The sequence below is a fragment of the Janthinobacterium sp. GW460-12-1-14-LB5 genome (assembly GCF_059423585.1).
This window is the reverse complement of sequence record NZ_JBWKYD010000020.1, coordinates 98,927-123,312: the sequence shown is the minus strand read 5'-3', so window position 1 is coordinate 123,312 and position 24,386 is coordinate 98,927. Positions and strand designations below refer to the sequence as shown.

The 24,386-nt window shown below is 63.1% G+C and carries 26 protein-coding genes; 23 read left to right on the top strand and 3 right to left on the bottom strand.

What is annotated here, in order from left to right:
• Positions 1–29: 29 nt before the first annotated feature.
• Together AC07X6_RS20700 and greB are read right to left on the bottom strand one after the other, a co-directional pair.
• A complete protein-coding gene (locus AC07X6_RS20700; RefSeq protein WP_494792197.1) occupies positions 30–671 on the bottom strand; it encodes a transposase in 642 nt (213 codons plus the stop codon).
• A 69-nt stretch (positions 672–740) separates the two neighbouring features.
• Positions 741–1,307, bottom strand: coding sequence for a transcription elongation factor GreB (gene greB, locus AC07X6_RS20695; RefSeq protein WP_494792196.1), 567 nt, complete (start codon positions 1,305–1,307; stop codon positions 741–743).
• Positions 1,308–1,402: 95 nt separating this feature from the next.
• On the opposite strand from greB, the gene AC07X6_RS20690 reads away from it, so the two are divergent.
• The 12 genes from AC07X6_RS20690 to AC07X6_RS20635 all read left to right on the top strand — a co-directional run bounded on the left by AC07X6_RS20690 (position 1,403) and on the right by AC07X6_RS20635 (position 14,265).
• Positions 1,403–1,990 carry a hypothetical protein gene (locus AC07X6_RS20690; RefSeq protein ID WP_230539657.1) on the top strand — a complete coding sequence of 196 codons (588 nt, stop codon included), beginning with the start codon at positions 1,403–1,405 and terminating at the stop codon, positions 1,988–1,990.
• A gap of 17 nt (positions 1,991–2,007) precedes the next feature.
• Positions 2,008–3,498 (top strand): sensor histidine kinase, encoded by a 1,491-nt coding sequence (locus tag AC07X6_RS20685; RefSeq protein ID WP_494792195.1) that lies wholly within the window; start codon positions 2,008–2,010, stop codon positions 3,496–3,498.
• Positions 3,499–3,549: 51 nt separating this feature from the next.
• The gene (locus AC07X6_RS20680) at positions 3,550–4,197 is read left to right on the top strand and encodes a response regulator (protein ID WP_152284694.1); all 648 of its coding nucleotides are present in this window, start codon (positions 3,550–3,552) and stop codon (positions 4,195–4,197) included.
• Positions 4,198–4,398: 201 nt separating this feature from the next.
• A complete protein-coding gene (locus tag AC07X6_RS20675) occupies positions 4,399–5,970 on the top strand; it encodes a diguanylate cyclase (RefSeq protein ID WP_494792209.1) in 1,572 nt (523 codons plus the stop codon).
• Positions 5,971–6,310: 340 nt separating this feature from the next.
• The gene (locus tag AC07X6_RS20670; protein ID WP_494792194.1) at positions 6,311–7,804 is read left to right on the top strand and encodes a flagellin N-terminal helical domain-containing protein; all 1,494 of its coding nucleotides are present in this window, start codon (positions 6,311–6,313) and stop codon (positions 7,802–7,804) included.
• Between the two features lie 84 nt (positions 7,805–7,888).
• A complete protein-coding gene (locus AC07X6_RS20665; protein ID WP_494792193.1) occupies positions 7,889–8,260 on the top strand; it encodes a flagellar protein FlaG in 372 nt (123 codons plus the stop codon).
• Positions 8,261–8,489: 229 nt separating this feature from the next.
• Positions 8,490–11,171: a flagellar filament capping protein FliD gene (gene fliD / locus AC07X6_RS20660; protein WP_230539661.1), complete on the top strand. Its 2,682-nt coding sequence runs from the start codon at positions 8,490–8,492 to the stop codon at positions 11,169–11,171.
• Between the two features lie 21 nt (positions 11,172–11,192).
• On the top strand, positions 11,193–11,639 hold the full coding sequence (gene fliS, locus AC07X6_RS20655; protein WP_230539662.1) for a flagellar export chaperone FliS: 447 nt from the start codon (positions 11,193–11,195) through the stop codon (positions 11,637–11,639).
• Between the two features lie 3 nt (positions 11,640–11,642).
• A complete protein-coding gene (locus AC07X6_RS20650; protein WP_494792192.1) occupies positions 11,643–11,969 on the top strand; it encodes a flagellar protein FliT in 327 nt (108 codons plus the stop codon).
• 17 nt (positions 11,970–11,986) lie between these two features.
• Positions 11,987–13,174: a flagellar hook-length control protein FliK gene (locus AC07X6_RS20645; RefSeq protein ID WP_494792191.1), complete on the top strand. Its 1,188-nt coding sequence runs from the start codon at positions 11,987–11,989 to the stop codon at positions 13,172–13,174.
• Positions 13,167–13,493 (top strand): EscU/YscU/HrcU family type III secretion system export apparatus switch protein, encoded by a 327-nt coding sequence (locus AC07X6_RS20640; RefSeq protein WP_034787205.1) that lies wholly within the window; start codon positions 13,167–13,169, stop codon positions 13,491–13,493. The genes AC07X6_RS20645 and AC07X6_RS20640 overlap by 8 nt, the downstream gene beginning before the upstream one ends.
• 25 nt (positions 13,494–13,518) lie before the next feature.
• Entirely contained in the window at positions 13,519–14,265 is a 747-nt protein-coding gene (locus AC07X6_RS20635; RefSeq protein ID WP_494792190.1) for a flagellar brake protein, read from the top strand.
• Positions 14,266–14,344: 79 nt separating this feature from the next.
• Here AC07X6_RS20635 and fliE read toward each other — a convergent pair whose 3' ends face one another.
• The gene (gene fliE, locus AC07X6_RS20630; RefSeq protein WP_230539976.1) at positions 14,345–14,647 is read right to left on the bottom strand and encodes a flagellar hook-basal body complex protein FliE; all 303 of its coding nucleotides are present in this window, start codon (positions 14,645–14,647) and stop codon (positions 14,345–14,347) included.
• Here fliE and AC07X6_RS20625 point away from each other — a divergent pair.
• From AC07X6_RS20625 to fliO, 11 genes are all read left to right on the top strand, one after another.
• Positions 14,544–14,900, top strand: coding sequence for a hypothetical protein (locus tag AC07X6_RS20625; protein WP_494792210.1), 357 nt, complete (start codon positions 14,544–14,546; stop codon positions 14,898–14,900). The two genes, fliE and AC07X6_RS20625, sit on opposite strands and share 104 nt — an antisense overlap.
• Before the next feature lie 86 nt (positions 14,901–14,986).
• Positions 14,987–16,702 (top strand): flagellar basal-body MS-ring/collar protein FliF, encoded by a 1,716-nt coding sequence (fliF, locus tag AC07X6_RS20620; RefSeq protein WP_230539666.1) that lies wholly within the window; start codon positions 14,987–14,989, stop codon positions 16,700–16,702.
• Positions 16,695–17,693 carry a flagellar motor switch protein FliG gene (gene fliG, locus AC07X6_RS20615; RefSeq protein ID WP_034787109.1) on the top strand — a complete coding sequence of 333 codons (999 nt, stop codon included), beginning with the start codon at positions 16,695–16,697 and terminating at the stop codon, positions 17,691–17,693. Before fliF ends, fliG begins: the two co-directional genes overlap by 8 nt.
• A 43-nt stretch (positions 17,694–17,736) precedes the next feature.
• Positions 17,737–18,438 carry a flagellar assembly protein FliH gene (locus AC07X6_RS20610; RefSeq protein ID WP_494792208.1) on the top strand — a complete coding sequence of 234 codons (702 nt, stop codon included), beginning with the start codon at positions 17,737–17,739 and terminating at the stop codon, positions 18,436–18,438.
• Between the two features lie 89 nt (positions 18,439–18,527).
• Positions 18,528–19,844: a flagellar protein export ATPase FliI gene (gene fliI / locus AC07X6_RS20605; RefSeq protein WP_227742184.1), complete on the top strand. Its 1,317-nt coding sequence runs from the start codon at positions 18,528–18,530 to the stop codon at positions 19,842–19,844.
• A 32-nt stretch (positions 19,845–19,876) separates the two neighbouring features.
• On the top strand, positions 19,877–20,317 hold the full coding sequence (fliJ, locus tag AC07X6_RS20600) for a flagellar export protein FliJ (protein ID WP_230539667.1): 441 nt from the start codon (positions 19,877–19,879) through the stop codon (positions 20,315–20,317).
• 19 nt (positions 20,318–20,336) lie between these two features.
• Positions 20,337–21,617 (top strand): flagellar hook-length control protein FliK, encoded by a 1,281-nt coding sequence (locus tag AC07X6_RS20595; RefSeq protein ID WP_494792189.1) that lies wholly within the window; start codon positions 20,337–20,339, stop codon positions 21,615–21,617.
• A gap of 186 nt (positions 21,618–21,803) precedes the next feature.
• Positions 21,804–22,316 (top strand): flagellar basal body-associated protein FliL, encoded by a 513-nt coding sequence (gene fliL / locus AC07X6_RS20590; RefSeq protein WP_230539669.1) that lies wholly within the window; start codon positions 21,804–21,806, stop codon positions 22,314–22,316.
• Between the two features lie 6 nt (positions 22,317–22,322).
• Positions 22,323–23,309, top strand: a complete 987-nt coding sequence (gene fliM, locus AC07X6_RS20585) for a flagellar motor switch protein FliM (protein WP_230539670.1) — start codon at positions 22,323–22,325, stop codon at positions 23,307–23,309.
• Positions 23,310–23,360: 51 nt separating this feature from the next.
• Positions 23,361–23,795, top strand: a complete 435-nt coding sequence (gene fliN, locus AC07X6_RS20580; protein WP_034754038.1) for a flagellar motor switch protein FliN — start codon at positions 23,361–23,363, stop codon at positions 23,793–23,795.
• Entirely contained in the window at positions 23,792–24,379 is a 588-nt protein-coding gene (gene fliO / locus AC07X6_RS20575) for a flagellar biosynthetic protein FliO (RefSeq protein ID WP_494792188.1), read from the top strand. The genes fliN and fliO overlap by 4 nt, the downstream gene beginning before the upstream one ends.
• Positions 24,380–24,386 lie beyond the last annotated feature (7 nt).

Here is a 24,386-nt window from a genome sequence, read left to right as displayed (position 1 = left end):
GTCGGACCCTGAGGGTCCGACCCCGGCCTTTATGCTTTACGGGTTTGCAGTTCCTTCACGAATTCGTCGCTCCCCACCGCCGCATTACTGCGGCTGGCGACACGCAAGGCCTGACGCTGCACTTCCTCATCACCATAAAATAAGGCAGCATAGGCTTGCTGCCGCTCTCCTTGGTTTTTACCCATGCTCAGATAAAGTGGATGTGGCTGTACCAGGAGATCCTCGCGCCCCTCTGCATTGCAACGATAGCTGGACCATCGGTAGTGCCCCGGATAGCGCACCATGCCAGCTCGCACGGGATTGAGTTCGATATAGCGCTGACATACCAGCAAATAGGTTTCATCCTGCACGACACAGGACTTGTAGCGCCCGTCCCATAGTGGTCCCGTACGATGGTGGCGCCAGTTGATGTAGTGTGCGTACTCTTGCCCCAAGGCTTTCATCATGCGCGAGACGGCCAAAACACTACCTGCGGAGAGCAGTAAATGCACATGATTCGTCATCAGGACATAGGCATGCAGGACACAGCTTTGCGCATGTGAGTGCCGCTGCAGTTGCTGCAAATACCAAAGAAAATCAGACGGTTCAAAAAAACAGATTTGCCTGTCCGCCCCACGCTGCACCACATGCAAGGGCATTCCAGGCATAAACAAACGCTGGACGCGGGCCATAATCGCTCTCCCGTCAAGGAAAGTCCCAGCGTGACAGGCTTATCAAGACTAGCCCTGCGTCAACGCAAACTACCCCTCCCCCGGCGCCGGATACGTCACTTCCAGCAATTCCAGCTCCTGCTCGCCCTGCGGCGTGTTGAGGGTGATCAAATCGCCTTCGCGTGCCTTGGTGATGGTGCGCGCCATGGGCGAGATCCAGCTGATCTTGCCGTTCAGGGGGTCGAATTCATCGATGCCGACGATGGTAATGGTGTGCGTTTCGCCGTCGCTGGTGCGGTAAGTTACCGTGGCGCCGAAGAATACCTGGTCGTTGCCGTAGTGCACGCTAGGGTCGACGATGGCGGCCAGATCCATGCGTTTCGTCAGGAAACGAATGCGGCGGTCGATTTCGCGCAGCCGGCGCTTGCCATAGATATAGTCGCCATTTTCCGAGCGGTCGCCATTCGACGCCGCCCAATGGACGATGCGCACCACTTCCGGACGGTCGACGTCGATCAGCTGCAGCAACTCTTCCTTGATGCGCTGGTAGCCGGCCGGCGTGATGTAGTTCTTGGCGCCGGCGGGAATGGCCAGCGCCAGCGCGGCCGCTTCTTCATCGTCGTCGTTGTCGGATTCTTTTACAAAGGCTTTATTCATCTGTCTATTGTAGCCCCGTCAAGGACTGCCGGGCACACCGATTTATCGTATCATCGAGGCCATGGCAGCCATACCGGGGCGCCACACGGAGACGGATGAAAAAATTCTACAGAGTCAGGCGCTGGCTGTTCGCGCCGCTGGTCTACCTGGCCGCCATCTGCCTGCTGATCGAGGAATGGCTGTGGGCGACGGGTGCGCGCATCATGCAGGTCATCGCGCAATTTCCACCCCTGCATGCACTCGAAGCGTGGATCAAGCGCCTGCCGCCGTACTGGGCGCTGGCCATCTTCGTGCTGCCAGCCGTGCTGCTGTTCCCCGTCAAGCTGCTGGCCCTGCTGGCGATCGCACGCGGCCATGCGTTTTCCGGCATCGGCGTGATCGTCATCGCCAAGCTGGGCGGCGCGGCCGCCGTCGCGCGCCTGTATTCGCTGACGCGCCCTACCCTGCTCAGCTTGCCGTGGTTCGCCCGCTGGCACGGTTTATTTATGGAAACCAAGGACCGCTGGATCGCCCGCCTGCGCGCCACGCGCCCATGGCGCCGCGTCAGCCGCCTGTCGGCCGCGCTGGGCCGCGCCCGCCGCGCCTGGTGGCAGCGCTTGCGCAAGGGCACGCCCGGACGCCATAATTCCCGCCCAGCAAGAGTGCTGCGCCGCTTCGCCGCCTTCTGGCGCGCCCGCCGCTGATGAAGAAAGGCAACTCCATGCACGACACGCCCCGGCTCGCCCCCGCCCTGCGCGCGGCGGCGCCGGAAATCTACCTGTACGACGCGGCCAGCTTGCAATTGCTGGACGCCAACGATGCCGCCTGCGACAACCTGCAATATGCTCGCAAGCAATTGCTAGCGATGACGCCGTTCGCGCTGGCGCCACAGCTCGAAGCGCAGCAGCTGGCCACCGTGCTGGCCGCCCTGGACGACAGCATCGGCGCGCAAGCCCGGCTGCACGTGCAGCAACGGCGCCGCGATGGCAGCCTGTATTCGCTCAGCCTGCACCTGTCGCGCGCCCAGCGCCAGGGGCGCTCCCTGCTGCTGGCCGAGAGCGAAGACTTGCGCACGCCGCAGGCGACGGCCGCCGCGCTGGCGCAGGTGCAGTCGCGCTTCAACGCCATCGTCTCGAATACGCCGGGCCTCGTGTACCAATTCTGCCTGCATGCGGATGGGCGCGCCGCCTTCCCTTACCTGAGCGATGGTTGCCAGGCCCTGCTGGGGCTGGGGCCGGCACAGCTGCACGCGCGCCCGGAACTGTTCTACCAGTTGATCCTGGCCGACGACCGCGCCTCGTATCTCGAGTCGATGCAAGCCTCAAAAAACGCCTTGTGGAGCTGGAACTGGGAAGGCCGCATCTGGATCGATGCCTGGAAGGACGTCAAATGGATCAACCTGCGCTCCACGCCGCGCGCGCTGGCCGACGGCACGGTGCAGTGGGAAGGCATCATGACGAATATCACGGAAAGCCGGCTGGAACAGATCGAAGTGCGCCAGTCGCGCGCCCGCCTGGCCGAGCTGACGGCGCATATCGACAAGGTCAAGGAACACGAACGCACGCGCCTGGCGCGCGAATTGCACGATGACCTGGGCGGCAATTTGACGGCGATCAAGATGGCGCTGGCCATGCTGGCGCGCCGCCTGCCGCCGGACGACGCGTTGCTGCAGGAAAAGGCCGACTATGTCGATGCCCTGGTCGACCGCAGCATCGACGCCGTGCACCGCATTTCGCTGGACTTGCGCCCTTCCATGCTGGATCTGGGCCTGGTCGCCGCACTGGACTGGCAAGTCAAGGAATTCGCGCGCCAGGCCGGCATCGAGTGCCAGTTCATTTCCAACCGCCAGCACATCGAACTGGAGCTGGACCAGGCAACCAGCCTGTTCCGCATCGCCCAGGAGGCGCTGACGAATATCGCCAAGCATGCGCAGGCGAGCAAGGTCAGCGTGCGCCTGGCCCGGCAGCGCCAGCATATCAGCCTGACCATCGCCGACAATGGCGTCGGCATGCGCCTGTCCGACCGCGCCAAGCCGCAGTCGTTCGGCATCCGCGGCATGGCCGAACGGGCCAGCGCGCTGGGCGGCACCCTGAGCCTGATGGACGGGCCGGGCGGCGGCACCATCCTGAGCATAAAAATCCGGCTGACCACGCCGCGAGAGGCGATAATAGCGGCTGCAGCCAGCGCACCAGCGCAAAGCGGCATGCCCTAAGTCCACAGGGAAGCCGCCGGTGCAGGGATTCAGATAGGAAACAACGCAGTCATGAAAGAAAAAGCCACCATCCGGGTATTCATCGCCGACGATCATGCGATCGTGCGCGAGGGCTTGAAGCAAATCCTCGCCGATACGCGCGACATCATCGTCGCCGGCGAAGCCGAAAATGGCCACGACGCCATCAAACTGTTCCGCGGCTCGAAATGCCAGGTGTTGCTGCTCGACATCTCCCTGCCCGACCGCAGCGGCATCGAGGTACTCAAGCAGATCAAGAAGGAAAAACCGGAACTGGCCGTGCTGATGCTGTCCATGCACCGCGAAGACCAGTACGCCATCCGTTCGCTCAAGGCGGGCGCGGCCGGCTATCTGACGAAACAGAGCGCGCCGCGCGAGCTGGTCACGGCCATCCGCCAGGTGGCGCAAGGCTTGAAATACATCAGCGCCTCGCTGGCGCAGGAACTGGCCAACACGGTGGGCGAAGACCACGAAACGGCCTTGCACGACACCTTGTCGGACCGCGAATACCAGACGCTGGTCATGATTGCCTCGGGCAAGGCGGTGGGCGCCATCGCCGAAGAGCTCAAATTGTCCGTGAAAACCGTCAGCGAGTACCGCGCCCGCCTGCTGGTCAAGATGAAACTCAAGAACAGCGCCGAACTGACGCATTACGCCATCCGCAACCAGCTGGTGGATTGACGGCAAAGCGGCATGCACGCTGGCATCGGGCGAATTGACAGGACTTCTCCTTGCTTCTCGCACAATAAGTTCTTTGCCAACTCGCATATCATGAGGATAATGAGAAATATCTGAAAAGGCTGTGCCTACATGTCCAGTAAATTGCCATCTTCACCAGCAGGTGCTCCCGCTGGCACCACGAATACCGCCGCCGCTGCGGCGATGAACCCGGCCGATATCGCCCGCGAAGCGTTTCGCCGCCTGGCCACGCGCCGCATCGCCCCCACGCCGAGCGCCTACCGCGACATCTACAATGAAATCGCCGGCATCAGCGAACCGGCCGATACGCCTGCCGCCCCGGGCGCCGTGCTGGCAGCCAGCGCACCCACGGAGAGCGGCGCGGAAAACGTCCTGACGCAATTCGCCGCCAAGATGAGCGAATCGGCGGGCGAACTGGGCGACTTTGGCAAGCGTTTCCAGCGGGCACTGAAAGCGCGCGACTGGGACAGCTATGCGCGCACCCTGGCGCAGCTGGCCGAGAAACAGGTCAAGAAAGGCGGCGGCATCGAATTGCCGCCCCTGCCGGACGGCGAACAGACGCGCACCCTGCGCGAATTGCTCAGCCGCACCCTGGGTTTTGCCGTCGCCACCTTGCTGACGGGCACGCCCGCACTGGTGGAAGAAGCCGAATCGCTGGGCGCGGCCATCAAGCAGGCGCACACGGAAGAGGCGCTGAACGAAGCGGCGCTGCGCCTGAAGCAGCTGTGCTACCAGATCGAACTGAAAAGCGGCGACACGGCCGAGCAGCAGGAATTGCTGTTGCGCCTGTTCAAGTTACTGCTCGACAACGTCAGCCAGTTGCTCGACGACGACAGCTGGCTGCGCGGCCAGGTCGATGCCGTGCAAAACCTGATCGCCGGTCCGCTCGACCAGCGCGCACTGGAAGACGCCACGCGCAGCCTGAAGGAAGTCATCTACAAACAAAGCCAGCTCAAACATAGTTTGTCCGACGTCAAGCTGACGGTCAAGAACATGATGATGACCTTCATCGACCGCCTGGGGCAAGTGGCGGCCAGCACGGGCGACTTCCATGAAAAGATCGGCGGCTATTCGGAAAAGATCAGCCAGGCGGAAAATATCAGCGAATTGAACAGCGTTCTCGACGAAGTCTTGCGCGAAACGCGCATGGTGCAGAACGAGGCCTTGCGCGCACGCGACAAGATGGTGCTGGCGCGCCAGGAAGTGCAGGACGCGGAACAGCGCATCCATACGCTGGAGGCCAAGCTGCAGCATATGAGCGAACTGGTGCGGGAAGACCAGCTGACGGGCAGCCTGAACCGCCGTGGCCTCGACGACGTGTTCGAGCGCGAGACGGCCCGCTCCGACCGGCGCGGCACGCCGCTGTGCATCGCCATGCTGGACCTGGACGATTTCAAGCGCCTGAACGACACCTATGGCCACCTGGCCGGCGATGCCGCCTTGAAACACCTGGTCAAGATCGTCAAGGAAACCCTGCGCTCGATGGACGTCATCGCCCGCTTCGGCGGCGAGGAATTCCTCATCCTGCTGCCGGAAACGACGGTCGAGGCGGCTTCGTCGACGATGACGCGCCTGCAGCGCGAGCTGACCCGGCATTTCTTCCTGCACGACAACGAAAAAGTCTTGATCACCTTTTCCGCCGGCGTGGCCCTGCGCCTGCCCAACGAAGACCAGGCCGAACTGGTCAAGCGCGCCGACCGCGCAATGTACCAGGCCAAGCAGACGGGCAAGAATCGCGTGGTGGTGGCCGACTGAGTCCGGCCCGCTGCACGCCATGCCGTCCCGCCGCCCGGCCGGACGGCATTTTTCATTTCAAAACAACAACATTTTCTCCTGTTCCAGCGCTTCGCCAGTATCCCTGCGATATAAAAATAAAACTATTTTTACCCTCAAGTTTCTTTAAAACCTGTCGTCTAGCGCGCGGCTGGCGGCAAACTGAAGGGCTAAAAATTAAAATTTAAAGCACTTTTCGCCATAAATTTTCCCGCAGAGCAACCGTTACCCTAAACAACAGCGGCTTGATTGTCCCGGAACAGCGGGGCAGGCCAAAGTGACTAGCACATAGCGCAATGTAGTACCTGTTTGGAGAATTATCATGGCTGCAGTAATTAATACCAACATCTCGTCCCTGAATTCGCAACGCAACCTGTCGACCTCGCAGTCGGCCCTGAGCACCTCGCTGCAACGCCTGTCCTCCGGCTTCCGCATCAACAGCGCCAAAGATGATGCTGCTGGTCTGGCGATTTCCGACCGCATGACGTCGCAAATCCGCGGCATGACCCAAGCCACCCGCAATGCCAACGACGGCGTCTCGCTGGCTCAGACGGCTGAAGGCGCGTTGGCAAGCTCGGGCGACATCCTGCAACGTATCCGCGAACTGGCCGTTCAATCGTCGAACTCGACCAACTCGTCGAGCGACCGCCAGGCGCTGCAAACCGAGGTAGGCCAGCTGGGTTCGGAATTGAACCGTATCGCCCAAACCACCTCGTTCAACGGCCAGGCATTGCTGGACGGCACCATGGGTACGGCCAACTTCCAGGTCGGCGCCGATGCCAATCAGCTGATTTCCGCCAGCGGCGCGAACTTCCTGACCAATACCTACGGCAACAACCGTATCGCCAACGATGCATCGGCTGTCAAAAAAGATGCACTGGGTAATGCAGCCGCCGGCAAGCTGACGATTGCCGGCTCCATCGGCACCGCCACCGTCGACACGACGGCGGCAGCAGCCGGCGTCAAAGGCAGCACGGCCAAGTCCGTCGCCGCCGACATCAACAGCCAAACGGCGAAAACCGGCGTGACCGCCTCGGCACAAACGGACGTGAACCTGAACCTGGGCGCCGAATCGTATTCGTTCGCCATCAGTTCGGACAACCCAAGCACGGCGCCTGTCACCGTATCGTTCGCCGTCAGCGGCACGGCATCGACCGCAGCCGACTATGCGGCAGGCATCAACGCCATCAATGCCCAAACGGCCAAGACCGGCGTGACCGCCCAGTACGACAGCGTCAACAAGGGCATGAAGCTGACCAATGCATCGGGCGATAATATCGCCCTGACGCAAGGCACGACGGCCAACGTCAAGTTCGACGTGGACGGCTACAAGGCCAATGGCACAGTGCAAGGCGCGGCACAGTCGATCATCACCGCAGCCGACGCCGCCACGGTCAACGGCCGCGTGACCTTCGACTCGCAAAACAGCTTCTCCGTGACGGAAACGACCACCACCGGCCTGGCGATCGGTCAAGCGACGGCGCAAGGTTCGACCCTGAACTCCGTGTCGACCCTGGACGTGACAAACTTTGACAATGCGCAGCTGGCAATTAAAATTGCCGACGCAGCACTGGCAACGGTGAACAGCCAACGCGCCCAGTACGGCGCTTTGCAGTCGCGCTTCTCGTCGGCAATTTCCAACCTGCAATCGACCACGGAAAACCTGTCCGCATCGCGCAGCCGCATCGTCGATACCGACTTTGCATCGGAAACGGCCAACATGACCCGCGGCCAGATCCTGCAACAAGCTGGTACGGCCATGCTGGCGCAAGCGAACTCGCTGCCGAACGGCGTCCTGAGCCTGCTGCGCGGCTAATCTCCGATTAGTCAGGCAACAGCGTAGGACTCTGATTCCCCTGCCGGATTTTTTCGGCAGGGGAATTTTCACTAGGAGAGCACCATGACTATCGACACGATAGCGGCCGCCTCCGCGGCCAGGATAGACAAGAGTTACGCCGCGACGGACACGCCGGCGGCGCGCCCGGCAGCGCCACGCACGGGCACGGAAAACGACACGGTTGCACCACAGCAAGCCAGCAAGGAACCCAGCCGCGAGCAGTTGAACAAGGCGGTATCGGAGCTGAACCAGTCGTCGCAGATAAAAACGCAAGGCATTGAATTTTCCATCGACGAAGACAGCCAGCGCACGGTCGTCAAGGTCATCGACCAGGAAACCAAGGAAGTGCTGCGCCAGATTCCCACCCGGGAAGCGCTGGAATTGGCCAAGACCTTTGACTCGGCCAAAGGTTCGCTGATCAGTCAAAGCGCATAAGATGACCTCGCCCACGGACATGCAGCAGCGTGGCAGTATGCATCGGCATGACCACGGGGCCCGATAGCCTGGCTATCCGGCCTCGTTTTTTATTGCGGTAAAAGCAACATCCTCCGGTCTCTTCCCCGATTTTTTCCGCCCGCTGAAAACAGCGCGGTAAATCCCCCTCTCAAGTCCTGATTGATTCTGCCGATAACAGCTTATATTAGCGTTTTCCTAGGAGTATTCAGTGGCCATCTCACCTACACTTTCATCCATCGGCATCGGCGCCGGCGCCAGCGGCCTGGATGTGAATGCCCTCATCGACAAGCTGATGACGGCCGAAGCGGCACCGCTGGGTACTTTTGACAAGAAAACGGCTTCCTACCAGGCCAAGCTGAGCGCCATGGGCACCTTGAGCGGCGCCGTCAGCACCTTCCAGAGTTCGCTGTCGGCGCTCTCGAACACCAACAACTTCCGCGCCGTCAGCGCCACGCCCGCCGATCCCCTCGTACTGACGGCCAGCGCCGGCGCCAAGGCCGTGGCCGGCAACTACAACATCAATGTCACGCAACTGGCTCAGTCGCAGACCCTGATGTCGGGCGGCATGGCCAACAAGCTGTCGACCATCGGCCTGGGCAGCAAGACGACAATTTCCTTCCAGCTCGGTTCGGTCGCCGGCGGCACCTTCGGCTTAAAGGGCGCCGCCCTTGGCGCCACCACGGCGCAGAGCGGCATCAGCAACGGCTCCCTGATCCTCAATGGCACCGCCATCCCCACCGACGCCAGCACCAAGAGCGCGCGCGCCCTGGCCGACGCCATCAACGCCAAGAGCAGCACCACGGGCGTGACCGCCACGGCCCAGCCGACTGAAAGCAGCGCGACCATGTTCAGCGGCTTCGGCAATATCGAAACGGGCGCGGACGGCACGTATTCGCTGTCGGTGGGCGGCATCGAGATCGTCACCCAGGGGAACGGCGTCGCCGCGGGCGCCGGCATCACGGGGGCCTCGCTCGACACGACGCTCGAAGGCCCGAATGCCGTCTCGAACGCGCTGGCCGCGGCCAACATCACCGTCACCGGCAAGGCCGCCGACGGCACGCTGAAATTTACGCGCGCCGACGGTTCCAACCTGAATATCGAGGAAGTGGTGACGGGCTCGGTCAAGGGCGGCATCGGCCATGCCTCGAACTCGGTCAATGACGGCTCGAACGTGACGCTGACCAGCACCATCAACCTGGCCTCGGGCAATGCCAGCCCGATCACCATCGCCGGCAGCAATCCGGCCGCGGCCGGACTGACGGCAGGCTCCGGTGGCGCCTACATGAACACCAACTTTACCCAGGATGGCACGCAGGCGACGGGCACGGTGGTAATCGACGCCACCAACAACACCCTGCAAGGCATCCGCGACGCCATCAACAACGCGGGCCTGGGCGTCACCGCCAGCATCGTTTCGGACGGCACGGACAAGCCCTACCACCTGGTCTTGAGCTCCTCGAAAACGGGTGCCAATTCGGCCATGAAAATCTCGCTGAGCGGCAGCGACGGCCTGCCGCCGGACAGCGCCCTGAACGACTTGCTGTCGTACGATGCGGGCGGCACGCAGAACCTGAAACAGAACAGCGCCGCGCAAAACACGAACTTCAGCGTCAACGGCATCGCCATCACCAGCGCGTCGAACAGCGTCGATACGGCCATCGAAGGCGTGACCCTGGGCATAGCCAAGGTGGGCAGCACCAGCTTGTCGGTGCAAAAAGACACCTCCACCGTCAAGACCAGCATCAATGCCTTCGTCAAGGCGTATAACGACCTGAATACGGCGATGGCCAAGATGACGGCCTATGATCCGGAAACCAAGAAGGGCGGCGTGCTGCTGGGCGACTCGACCGCGCAATCGATCCAGAGCCAGCTGCGCAGGCAGCTCGGTGCGCCCATTACCGGCTTGAACAGCAACTTGAGCACCTTGAGCCAGGTTGGCATTTCCTTCCAGAAAGATGGCAGCCTGACACTGGACTCGAGCAAGCTCGATAAGGCTATCAGCGCGAACTTCACCGACATCGCCGGCCTGTTCTCGGCACTCGGCAAGGCCAGCGACAGCAACGTGGCATTTACCAGCTCGACTGCCGCAACCAAACCCGGCAGCTATGAATTGACGATCACCACGATGGCCAGCCAGGGTGCGCTCACCTCGGCCGCCGTATTGCCGGCCAGCACGACAATTGCCAGCGATACCACCTGGAGCATCACGCTCAACGATACCGAGCCCAGCGCTGCCAAGAACACGGCGCAGGTCGTCATTCCTGCCGGCACCTACACCCCTGCGCAGATGGCCTCGATGATCCAGTCCTCGATCAACGGCGTGAAGTCCTTTGCCGACAACGGCGCCACCGTGTCGGCCTCCATCGATGGAGCGGGCAAACTGGTGCTGGCATCGGCCCGCTATGGCTCCGTCTCGAATATCGCCGTCAGCACCGGCACGGGCACGGCGCCGACCGCCCTGTTCGGCGCCGCCACGCCCGTCAAGGGCACGGACGTGGCCGGCACCCTGGGCGGACAACCGGTGATCGGCTCGGGCCAGACCCTGACGGGCGCCGCCGGTTCGCCGGCCGAGGGCCTGAAGATTGAAGTCACGGGCGGCACCACCGGTGCGCGCGGCACCGTCAGCTTCTCGCAAGGCTATGCGTATCAGCTCAACAACCTGGCCACCTCCTTCCTCGGCACGGACGGCATGATCACCAACCGTTCCAAGGGTCTCAACGAAACGATCAAGAACATCGCGACGCAGCGCGACAAGTTCAGTGACAAACTGAACGACATCGAAGCGCGCTACCGCGCCCAGTATTCGCGCCTGGATGTATCCCTGAATAAATTGCAAGGCATGCAATCCTATTTGACCCAGCAGCTGGCCGCCATCGCCGCCAACCGTTAAGCGCTATCATCAGGAGAATATATGTTTGGAACCCAACAACGCGGCGTCAACGCCTATGCCAAGGTCGGCCTGGAAACGGGCATAGGCTCGGCCTCGCCGCACAAGCTGATCGTGATGCTGTACGACGGCGCCCTGGTGGCCGTGCTCAGCGCGCAGATGCACATGAAATCGGGCAATATTCCAGAAAAAGGCAAGTCCATCTCGAAAGCCATCCAGATCATCGACAATGGCTTGCGCGCCAGCCTGAACAAGGAGGCGGGCGGCCAGATCGCCGAAGGCCTCGACGCCCTGTATGAATACATGAGCGCGCGCCTGCTGACGGCCAACCTGAACAACGACGTCACCCTGCTGGAAGAAGTACAGCGCCTGCTCACCGACCTGCGCGAAACCTGGAACGCCATTGGTTCCACGCCCGCCGCCATCCCCGGCGCCGATCTGAAACGTATGCCCAGCCTTGCGAGCGCCTGACCCATGATGACGAATCAAGAAGTCCTGACCATCTACGAAGCCATGCAGACCCTGACGGGCCAGATGGTGACCGCCGCCACCAACGCCGATTGGGACGCACTGGAAGTGCTGGAACAGCGCATCAGCGCGCATGTGGCAGCGTTGAAGGCGAATGAAGCAAAAGTCGTGCTGGAGACTTCCGGCCGCCAGCGCAAGGTCGCCCTGATCAAGCAGATCCTGGAAGACGACCGCAAGATCCGCGACCTGACCATGCCTTGGATGGCACAATTGTCCAAGCTGATCAACAGCACCGGCACGGAGCGGCGCCTGGCCAACGCCTACGGCGCGTAAGCGCGCGCGGGGGCGCCATGTTGCCGAAGATGGATGCCATCGGCATGACGCCCCTGACCCCGGTCAAGGTTACGCGGGCGGCCGATGCCGTCGCCGACCCGCGCCAGGCCGAGTTCCAGCGCTCGCTGCAAGGACTGATCGGCAAATCCCTGCAGGGTCAGGTACTGGCCCGCATGGGCGATGGCAGCTATCTGGTGCGTGTGGCCGGCACGCCGGCCCGCATGCAGCTGCCCGCCGGCGCCCAGCCGGGCACGGAAATCCCGCTGACCTTGATCGGCATCAATCCCCGCCCTTCTTTTCAAATCGGCAATAATCGTGACCAGGCCGCCAGCCCCCAGCTGACGTATGCGGACGCGGAAGCCGAGCCCGAGGCTGCCGACCTGCGCGGCCCCCAGGCCGGCGCCGCCCAGGCCGGCACGCGCGCCAGCAGCACGGCCGCCACCCTGCTCAGCCGCGCACCCCTGACACCCGCCAATCTGCTGCCCGCCCTGGCAGGCGACACGCCCGCGCCCGAGCTGAGCACCACCGCGCGCGCCATCAGCACTGTGCTGAGCCAGGCGGAAAGCGTGCCCGGTGCGCCCCTGGCCCTGGTCGGCAAGACGCCGCTGATGGCCACGCCGGGCGCCAATCCCGCCCAGGTAGCCCAGAACCTGCGCGACGCCGTCGGCAGCAGCGGCCTGTTCTATGAATCGCATGTGGCCGAATGGGCTGAAGGCAAGCGTCCGCTCGCGTCGCTGCTGCTGGAGCCGCAAATGCAGAAGGCCCAGCCAGGAGAAACGCTCAGGACGGGCACCGACCTGGCCTCGGCACAACTGATCAATTTGCAGCTGCACACCCACGAACAGGCGCGCGTGCAGTGGCAGGGCGAAGCCTGGCCCGGCCAGAAGATGCAGTGGGATATCAGCCGCGATGCGCCGGAAAGCCAGCAGCACGAGGGGCGCGACGGCGACGAGGAAGCGACGGTCTGGCGCAGCAATGTGCGCTTCCAGTTTCCCCTGCTGGGCGACCTGGCCGCGCACGTGGTCTTGCAGGGCGGCCGGGTGGCCATCCAGATGCAGGCCGGCAGCGAAGGCAGCGCCGCCACCCTGCGCCAGCATGCGGCACGGCTGGAAGCGGCGCTGGAAGCGGCTGGCTGGCCCTTGGCGTCGCTGACGATCGCCGGCAAGCAGGACGCTGCCGTGCCGGTGGAAGCCGATGATGCTTGACGATACCAGGCGCAAGGTGCCGCAGACGGCCGTCGCGCTCGCCTACCAGAGCGGCACGCCGGCGCCCAAGGTGGTGGCCAAGGGCAGCGGCCTGATCGCGGACCAGATCATCAGCACGGCGCGCGAACACGGCGTCTTCGTGCATGAATCGAAGGAATTGGTGGCCTTGCTGATGGATGTCGACCTGGACCGCCAGATTCCGCCGGGCCTGTATCGGGCGATTGCGGAACTGCTGGCCTGGTTATATCATATTGAATCTGCGAATGGCGGGCCGATCCCGCCGCCGCCCGACACCAGCGTCAACCTCACCGATACATAGACAGGCATCAATGCAAGCACATATTATGGATTCCGGCCTCGAAAACTGGCATGATTTTGAAGTGGAATCGCGGCGGGAAATCATCGCCTTGCTGCGCAGCATCAGCGAAAAGAACCAGCTGATCCGCATGCTGATCCACGGTGAATCCGATGTGTGCGTCACGTCCATCCTGGAAGTCGATGCCGACCACGATAGCGTCATCCTCGACCGTTCCGTGAATGCCGACCAGAACCGGCGCATGGTGGCCGCCAAGGGCATTTCGTTTGAAACCTCGCTCGACAAGATCCGCATCCTGTTTGCCAGCGCCCAGGTGGAAGAGTGCAATTACAGCGGCACGCCCGCCTTGAAAATTGCCATTCCAGAAACACTAATCCGCTTGCAGCGGCGCGAGTATTACCGCATGACAACGCCCGTGAGCAATCCCGTGCGCGTGGCGATTCCCCTGCCGCCCTCGCTGGGCGGCGCCGACACCCTGTTCCCGCTGGCCGACATCAGCTGCGGCGGCATCGCCATCCTCGACAATAAACTGATGCTGGGCGAGACCATCGGCCGGGACTATCCCGGCTGCCGCATCGACTTGCCCGACGTCGGCATCGTCACGGCAACTTTGCAAATTCGCAACTCGCTGGACATGACCTTGCTGAACAATAAGCTGAACCGCCGACTCGGCTGCCAGTTCGTCGACCTGCCGCGCAGCATGCTGGCGCACGTGCAGCGCTATATCACGCGCCTCGAACGAGAACGCAACGCCCGCATGGCTGGGCTAGGCTGATCATAGATAACCCGAAACGAAGACTGGGGTCGAACCCTGAGGGTTCGACCCCGGCCCTTGTACTTGGGGTTGTCATGAGTTAAACCTGCATATTCATGATCTCATGATATGCAGAAACTAGTTTATTCCGCACCTGCACCGTCGCCTGGAATTCGATACTCGACTTTTGCATCGATACCATCACGTCCGACAGGCTGACCTTTTCGTCACCCATGGTAAAGCGCTGGCCCAGCGCCGACGAGGCCTTTTGCGCGCCGCTCACGGAATCGAGCGCGCTCTTGAAGGCATCGGCAAAATTCACCTTCGCTGCCGGCATTTCGGTCTGGATCGCCGGTATTTTCGCCTCCGGCCGCGTGGCCGCCGACTTCAGTTGCGCGATCATCGCCTCGATCCTGCTGCTATCGATACCGCCTGTTTTCACTTTGCCTCCCGATTCTGGTCTGCTGCATAACTGTTCCTTGCCTATTGCACCCAGAGAACAAAACCCTGGCTTGCAAGGCAACGACGGGTACAATAACTTCCGTCACATGTTGCCAGGGTTCCACAATACCAGCGCCAACGCCAGCCGCTCGGCCGAGCAGGCGGCAAAAGCGCCTTCTATTTGGACGATTGAAGCGCGTGACAGTGGCGGATAATTCTGCATATCGCCCCCTCCTCCTGAGGAAGCGGCCCCCACGCACCACCCAATACCCGTAAATAACACGCGCCCTGGAAGGCAATCATGGCTGTAGCCGAAGAAATCGATGTGAACCGCATACCGCCGGAACCGGCGCCTGCCCGCTCGCCCGTGGAATCCGTGCAAGCGTTCGCCAAGACGCCGATGGGCAAGAATTTCCTGCGCGGCCTGGGCGTGGCGGCACTGGTCGCCATCGGCGTGGCCCTCTACATGTGGAACCAGCCGCCCGAATACAAGGTCCTGTTCTCCAACTACACGGACCGCGACGGCGGCGCCATCACCGCCTCGCTGGATCAGCTGGGCATCAAGCACAAGTTTTCCGAAGGCGGCGGCGCCATTCTCGTGCCGACCGAGCAAGTCCACGACGCCCGCCTGAAGCTGGCCGCGCAAGGCTTGCCGAAAGGCGGCAACGTGGGCTTCGAGCTGATGGAAAACCAGAAGCTGGGCGTGTCGCAATTCCTGGAACAAGTCAATTTCCAGCGCGCACTGGAAGGCGAACTGGCGAAATCGATCGAATCGGTGTCCGCCGTCGACACGGCGCGCGTCCACCTGGCCCTGCCCAAACCGTCCGTCTTCGTGCGCGATCAGCAAAAACCCACGGCTTCCGTGCTGCTGAACCTGCACCCGGGCCGCGGCCTCGACCAATTGCAGGTCAGCGCCATCGTGCACCTGGTGGCGTCCAGCGTGCCGGAGTTGCTGCCGATCAATGTCACCGTGGTCGACCAGGCCGGCACCTTGCTGTCGAACCAGGAAAAGGACAAGGACCGCGCCAACGGCATCAAGAGCCTGGACCCGAACCAGCTGAAGTACGTGCAGCAATTGCAGCAAAGCGTGATCAAGCAAGTCGAATCGATCTTGCTGCCCATCGTCGGCGAAGGCAATGTGCGCGCCGAAGCGACGGCCGATGTTGATTTTTCGCAAAGCGAGCAGGCGGCCGAAACCTACAAGCCGAACTCGCCGCCGGAAGCGTCCACCATCCGCAGCCAGCAGACGAGCGAATCGACGGGCGCCGGCAATGCCAACCCGTCCGGCGTGCCGGGCGCGCTGTCGAACCAGCCGCCTGGCGTGGCCACGGCGCCGCTGACGGCCGAGGCACCGGGCGCTCCGGCTGGCGCGCCGACGGCGCCGACACAGAAGGAATCGACGACGAATTATGAAGTCGACAAGACCGTGCGCTACGAGCAGAAATCCATGGGCGGCCTGCGCCGCCTGTCGGTGGCCGTCGTCGTCAACTACCGCCGCAGCATCGGCAAGGATGGCAAGGTCACGGTCACGCCGATTTCGCCTGCCGAAATGGTGCAGATCAATAATCTGGTCAAGGAAGCGATGGGCTACAACAAGGAGCGCGGCGACAGCTTCAGCGTGGCCAACTCGCCGTTCGACGGCATCGACCGCGCCCCGGAAGGCAAGCTGGAGTGGTGGCGCGACCCGGCCAACTTGCCGCTGGCCAAGGAATTGGCGAAATTCCTCATCACGGCCCTGATCCTGCTGTATATCTTCATCAAGATCGTGCGCCCGATGCTGCGCCCCGTGATGCGCAAGATCGACGATTTCGGCGCCCCGCCGCCCGTGATCGAGCCGGAACTGCCGAAGACGGACGAAGAAAACGAAGTCCTGCTCAGCGAAGCCGAGCTGGAAGAACTGGAAGAAGACACGGCCCGCGGCTACCGCGAAAACCTGGCCATGGCCAGGAAACTGGCGCAGGAAGACCCGCGCGTGGTGGCCAACGTAATCAAAGCATGGATAGGCAATAATGACTGAGACAACGGGACTGCAAAAAGCATCGATCCTGATGCTGGCACTGGGCGAGAGCGAAGCGGCCGAGGTCATGAAATTCCTCGGCCCGCGCGAAGTGCTGAAACTGGGCGCCGCCATGGCCACCATGAAGGGCATCGCGCACGAACAGGTGGTCGAGGTGCTCGACGACTTCCGCGCACAGACGGAACTCAATTCCACCGTCGGCCTCGATTCGGACGAATACATCCGGCAAGTGCTGACCAAGGCGCTGGGCGACGACAAGGCGTCCGTGCTGCTGTCGCGCATCCTGGGCGGCAAGGACGCGTCCGGCATCGAATCGCTGAAATGGATGGATTCGCAATCCGTGTCCGAGCTGATCCGCAACGAACACCCGCAGATCATCGCCACCATCCTGGTCCACCTGGAACGCGACCAGGCATGCGAAATCCTCGGCCATTTCACGGACCGCCTGCGCAACGACGTGGTGCTGCGCATCGCCACCCTGGACGGCGTGCAGCCGGCCGCCTTGCGCGAACTCAACGATGTGTTGACGAAACTGCTGTCCGGTAACGAAAACATCAAGAAATCGTCGCTGGGCGGCGTGCGCGCGGCGGCCGAGATCCTGAACTTCATGAGCGGCGAGCAAGAAGGCTCCGTCATGGACAACATCAAGAACTACGACAATGACATGGCGCAAAAGATCATGGACGAAATGTTCGTGTTCGACAACGTGATCGATATCGACGACCGCGGCATCCAGCTGCTGCTGCGCGAAGTGCAGTCGGAAATGCTGATCATCGCCCTGAAAGGCGCTTCGCAGGAGCTGCGCGACAAGATCTTCAAGAACATGTCGCAGCGCGCCGGCGAGATGATGCGCGAGGACCTGGAATCGAAAGGCCCCGTGCGCCTGTCGGAAGTGGAATCGCAGCAGAAGCAGATCCTGCAGATCGTGCGCCGCCTGGCGGACGAAGGGCAGATCGTATTAGGCGGAAAAGGCGAGGATTCGTTTGTCTAATCTGATTCCCAAAGAGCAGCAAACCGCCTACCAGCGCTGGGAAATGACCTCGTTTGGCGACGAGCGCCCCAGCGTGGTGGCGGCGCGCAAGCTGCTCGAACCGGATCCTGAACCGGAAATCGACCCGTTTGCCGAGCTGCACGAGGAGGAGCCGGCCCCGCCGCTCGAATACCCGACGCAGGAAGAACTCGACGCCATCCGCGAGGAAGCGCGCGCCACGGCCTTCGACGAGGGCCGCGCGGCCGGCTATGCGGAAGGCCACGCGGCCGGGCATGCCGATGGCCATGCACAATCGTATGCGGAAGGCAAGGCTGCCTCCGCCGTGGAACTGGCGCACCTGCAAACCATCGCCGTCGACTTCGGCACGGCCGTGCAGCAGGCCGACGAGCTGATCGCCAACGACGTCATGGAACTGGCCCTGCAACTGGCCAAGGGCATGCTGAAGACGGCCTTGCCCGTGCGCCCCGAACTGATGCTGCCGATGGTGCGCGAAGCCATCGAATACTTGCCCGTACTGCAACAACCTGCCTTGCTGATGCTCAACCCCGAAGACGCGCAAGTGGTACGCGACGGCATCGGCGATGAACTCGACAAGGGTGGCTGGCGCGTCATCGAAGACCCGTCCGTGGAACGCGGCGGTTGCAAGATCGACACGGCCAGCAACCAGATCGACGCCCAGGCGTCCACGCGCTGGCAGCGCCTGACGCATGCGCTGGGCAAGGACCTGGACTGGCTGGCGCCGTGAGCGAGCCCGTCAAAGGCCCCACCGCCCATGCGGCGCGCTGGCGCGCCTACCTGAGCGACTGCACGGCCGTGGTCGGCTTTGTCGAGCCGATGCAGATTTCGGGCCGGGTCACGCGCGTGGCCGGCCTGGTGATGGAAGCGGTGGGCCTGCGCCTGGCCGTCGGCGCCGCCTGCACCGTACCGCTGCCGAATGGCGGCCGGGTCGAGGCGGAAGTGGTGGGTTTTGAAGGCGACCGCCTGTTCCTCATGCCGCAAAGCGACGTCGAGGGCATCGTGCCCGGCACGCGCGTATTTTCCGTCGAACCGGCCATCCCCCGCCCCGGCAGCGTGGCGCACCCGCGCCGCCGCCCCAGCGACCGCGCGCGCCACCTGCCCGTCGGCCCGCAACTGCTGGGCCGCGTGCTCGACGGCGCGGGCCGGCCGCTCGACCAGCTGGGCCCGCTGCACACGACCGACAGCGCGCCCATCAACGTGCGCCCCGCCAATCCCCTGGGCCGCGCGCCCATCGTCGATACGCTCGACGTGGGCGTGCGCTCGATCAATGCCATGCTGACCGTGGGCCGTGGCCAGCGCATGGGCCTGTTCGCCGGTTCCGGCGTCGGTAAAAGCGTGCTGCTGGGCATGATGGCCCGCTACACGGAAGCGGACGTGATCGTCGTCGGCCTGATCGGCGAACGGGGCCGCGAAGTCAAGGAATTCATCGAGCAAATCCTCGGCCCCGAAGGCCTGGCCCGTTCCGTCGTCGTGGCGGCCCCGGCCGACACGCCGCCGCTGATGCGCCTGCAAGGGGCCGCGTATGCGACGGCGATCGCCGAACATTTCCGCGACCAGGGGCAAAACGTGCTCTTGATCATGGATTCGCTGACCCGCTACGCCATGGCGCAGCGCGAAATCGCCCTGGCCATCGGCGAACCGCCCGCCACCAAGGGCTATCCGCCGTCCGTCTTCGCCAAGCTGCCCGTGCTGGTGGAGCGGGCCGGCAATGGCGAGGAAGGCGGCGGCTCGATCACCGCCTTCTACACCGTGCTGACCGAGGGCGACGACCAGCAAGACCCGATCGCCGACTCGGCGCGCGCCATCCTGGACGGGCATATCGTGCTGAACCGCCGTCTGGCCGAAGCGGGCCATTATCCGGCCATCGACATCGAGCAATCGATTTCGCGCGCCGCCCACTCGATCACCACGCATGAACACCAGCAGCAGGCGCGCAAGCTGAAACAGCTGTATTCGCGCTACGAGCGCAGCCGCGACCTGATCAGCGTGGGCGCCTACAGCGCCGGCACCGACCCCGTGCTGGACCAGGCCATCGCCCTGCACGAAAAGATCGAAGCGTTTTTGCAGCAGCAAATCACGGAGCGGGTCAGCATGGACGAGAGCTTGGGGCAACTTACCGCTCTATTCGACTGATTAGGGCTTGCACAGCGGGAATATAATCAGCCATGGCTTCTCCTTCCCAACTTGCAACCCTGATCGACCTCGCCCAGCGCGAAACGGACGATTGCGCCAAGCGCCTGGGCGCGGCCCTGAAAGCGCTCGACGATTGCCGCCAGAAGCTCGACATGCTGTCCGGCTACCGCGACGACTATGCCAAGCGCTTCGAGACGAGCATGAGCAGCGGCATCACGCCCATGGCCTACCGCAACTTCCAGGCCTTCATGGTCAAGCTCGACAGCGCCATCCTGGGCCAGCAGCAAGTGGTCGAGCATGCGCAAGCGCGCAGCGAGAATGAAAAGATGCGCTGGCAGCTGGCCGAACGCAAGCGCATGTCGTACACCACCCTGAACAACCGGGCGCAGGAACAGGCGCTGAAGCTGGAAAACAAGCGCGACCAGAAAGCAATGGATGAGCACGCGGCGCGACAAGCCTATTACAAACGCTAAGCAACACTGAGGCAGCATCATGCAAACCCAGCCAACCCCGATTTCCCAGATCGTCTCGCCGAACGCCACGCCGGGCGCCGCCAACCGCAGCCAGCCGTCCACCAGCGGCACGGCGGGCGACTTCCAGCGCACCCTGAACCGCCAGATCGAACAGCGCCAGGCCAACCGCGCCATGGAGCAAGCGCAAGCACCCGCACCGGCGGCCCGCCCAGCCAGCCCTGCCGCCACGCCGTCCCCCGCGCCCCAGGCGCCCGCCAGCGAAGCGAAGCCGGCGCAAGCGGGCACCGAACCGGCGGCCGGCAGCGAGCAGCCGCCCGCCCCGGTTGCCGAGGCGGCCAAGCCAGCCAATGGCGATGCTTCCAGCACCGCGGCCGAGGCCAGCGTGCCCGCCGAAACCGCACCGCCAGCCGATCCGGCCGCCGACATGCTGGCCCTGGTAGGCAGCATCCAGCTGGCCATCCAGCCGCCGGCAGCCAAAGCCGTGCCGGAACTGCCCGCGCGCGCCGGCATCAAGGCCGATGCCAAGAACCCGGCCACAGGCCCATTGCTGGCAGCCGGCCAGGGCAGCGGCAAGGCCGCCGCCGCCACGCCAGCGGACGGCGGCGACTTTGCCGCCAGCCTGGGCCAGGCCCAGGGCAAGGCAGTTGCCGGCAGCAGCCAGCCAGGCGCCAGCTTGCCAAGCGGCAAGGCCGAGGCGGGAAAACTGGCCATCGATGCCCAGTTGGCCGCCACCGCCAAGGCCGGCGCCGCCGTGGCCGAACCGATTCTCAAGGAAACTCCTGCCGACCTGAGCCGCCTGGCGGCCCAGTTGCAGCCGGGCACGCTGCAGCAGGCTGCCGCCGCCGTGGCCGTGCCGGCCGACAAGCTGACGGGCCGGGTCGGCACGCCGGCCTGGGACCAGCAGCTGGGGCAGAAAGTCGTGTGGATGGCGGCCGGTGGCGACCAGAGCGCCACCCTGACCCTGAATCCGCCCGACCTGGGCCCCGTGCAAGTGGTCCTGACCGTCACCAATGACCAGGCCGATGCCGCCTTCATGTCGGCCCAGCCCGAAGTACGGCAGGCGCTGGAAGCGGCCATGCCGCGCCTGCGCGAAATGATGAGTGAAGCGGGCATCGCCTTCGGCAGCGCCACCGTCTCGGCCGGCACGCCGGAACAGCAAAACCAGGGCGAGCGTGCCGCCTCTGGCGAGCGCCGCGGCAGTGGCCAGGGCGGCGGTGTAGCGGGTGGCGAAATCGCCATCGCGCCGGCGACCGGCACACGCGGGCGGCCCAGCCTGAGTGCCGTGGATACCTTTGCCTGAGGATAATTCGTCGTCCGCCAGCCGCTGGCGCGCCCCAAGGCGTAACTTTTCGTCTAAAAACAGCGAGTTGAGGGCGCTTCCGCCCTCTTTTCACTGCATCCTTCTGCGCAGAATTTGCCGATAATGACATAATGGCGTCGTGATCCACTTCCATGCACTCGAGTACCATTGAAAGCAAATCCAAAAATGAAAGCAGATCCGAAAGCAGATGCAGGCCTGGCCCCGGCCGGCGCCTCGAAAAAGAAGCTTCTGATCATCGTGCTGGCCTCGGTGCTGGTGGCTGGCGGCGTCGGTGGCGGTGCCGCCTGGTATTTCCTGCATGGCAAGGCCGATAAGGAAGAAGCGGCGCCCAGCAAGAAGAAACATGCCGCTTCCAAGGCAGGTCCGCCCGTTTTCGTGCCCATCGATGCCTTCACCGTCAACTTGCAGCCGGAAAATGGCGAGCAATACCTGCAAATCGCGTTTACCTTGCAGGCCAGCAGCCCGGAAGAAATGGACTTGATCAAGGTCAACATGCCGAAAGTGCGCAGCCGCTTGTTGCTGCTGCTGTCGGGCAAGAAAGCATCCGAACTCAATACCGTGGAAGGCAAGCAGCAACTGGCGGCCGAAATCATCAATCAGGTGAACCAGCCGTTCGAGGACAAAGGGCCGGAGCAGGACGTGACGGACGTATTATTTACCGCATTCATCATTCAATAAGCAGCCATGGCCGATAATTTCCTCTCCCAGGAAGAAGTCGATGCCCTTCTGAAGGGCGTCAACGGAGACCAGGACGACGCGCAGGCGCCGGAAGATGTCACGGGAGTTCGTACCTACAACCTGGCAACCCAGGAGCGCATTGTGCGCGGCCGGATGCCAACGTTGGAAATTATCAACGAGCGTTTCGCCCGCCTGCTGCGCGTGGGCCTGTTCAACTTCCTGCGCCGCAGCGCGGAAGTGTCGGTGGGCTCCGTGCGCGTGTCGAAATACAGCGAGTTCATCCGTAACCTGGTGGTGCCCACCAATCTGAACCTGGTGCACATGAAGCCGCTGCGCGGCACGGCCCTGATGGTCTTCGATCCGGGCCTCGTCTTCTTGCTGGTCGACAATCTGTTCGGCGGCGACGGACGTTTTCATACGCGCGTCGAGGGCCGCGACTTTACGCAGACGGAGCAGCGCATCATCCTGCGCATCCTCGACATCGTCTTCGAAGCCTATACCAAGTCGTGGGAGCCGGTCTTCCCCGTCGAGTTCGAATATATCCGTTCAGAAATGAACACGCAGTTCGCCAACATCGCCACGCCGAACGAAGTGGTGGTGGCGTCCACGTTTACGGTGGAACTGGGCTCCGTTTCCGGGCAAATCCACTTCTGCATGCCGTATTCGATGATCGAGCCGATCCGCGACTCGCTGACCTCGAGCCTGCAGGGCGAAGCGCTGGAAGTGGACAAGCGCTGGATCCGCCTGATGACGCAGCAGATCCAGATCGCCGAAGTCGAGCTGGTGGCGTCGCTGGGCACGGCGCGCGTGTCGTTCGACGAGATTCTGAACATGAAGGTGGGCGACATCATCCCGCTGAATATTCCCGAACTGATCGCCGCCACCGTCGACGGCGTGCCCGTGATGGATTGCACGTATGGCGTGTTGAACGGACAATATGCGCTGAAGGTTGAAAAGTTATTGGCCAATTCCGATAACATGAGTAATCACTAAATAAATATCCGGGTCGCGCTGCGGCCCGCATCTGTACAACAGGAGAAACACATGTCTGACAACCAAGACGACCAAAGCGCGGAAGACGATTGGGGCGCGGCCATTGCCGAGCAGGCCAAGGCGGAAGCGGAAGCGCTGCAGAACCAGGCCGCCAATACGGCCAGCGCGGCCAGCGCCGCCGTGTTCAAGGACTTTTCCAAGCAGGCTTCGAAGTCGGAAACGCACAACGATATCGATTTCATCCTCGATATCCCCGTGCAGCTGACGGTCGAACTGGGCCGCACCAAGATCGCCATCAAGAACCTGCTGCAGCTGGCACAGGGTTCCGTGGTCGAGCTCGACGGCCTGGCCGGCGAACCGATGGACGTGCTGGTCAACGGCTGCCTGATCGCCCAGGGCGAAGTGGTGGTGGTGAATGACAAGTTCGGCATCCGCCTGACCGACATCATCACGCCTTCCGAACGCATCCGAAAACTCAATAAATGAAGCCTGGCCTGTTGATTTCCACCGTGCTGCCGCTCCTGGCGGCATGCAGCATTGCCCACGCGGAACCGGCAGCCGCGTCGGCGCCGGCGGCCAGCGCCGCCAGCGCCAGCGCGCCGGCCGAGGTTGCTGTTGAGAAAGCTGCGGCTGTGCCCGCCGCTGCCGAGACGGCCCCCGCGCCTGCCGCCGCCCTGCCCGCCATGCCGCCCGGCGCCCCGATGACGATGGCGCCGACAAGCTCGGCCGGCAGCCTGCTGCAAACCATCCTGGCGCTCGTATTCGTGCTGGCCCTCTTGATCGGCCTGGCCTGGTTCATGAAGCGCTATGGCCCGAAAGTGATGGGTGGCAACAGCAAGATGCGCGTCGTCAGCTCGCTCAACCTGGGCGGACGCGAACGCATCGTCCTCGTCGAAGTGGCCGACCAGTGGATCGTCGTCGGCGCCTCGCCCGGCAGGATCAATGCGCTGGCCACCATGCCGCGCCAGGAAGGCGAGTTGCCGCAACTGGCCACGGCGCAAAACGGCCCCGCGGCCGCCAATTTTTCCGAATGGCTGAAACAGACCATCGAAAAACGCAATGGGAAATAAGCAGGCA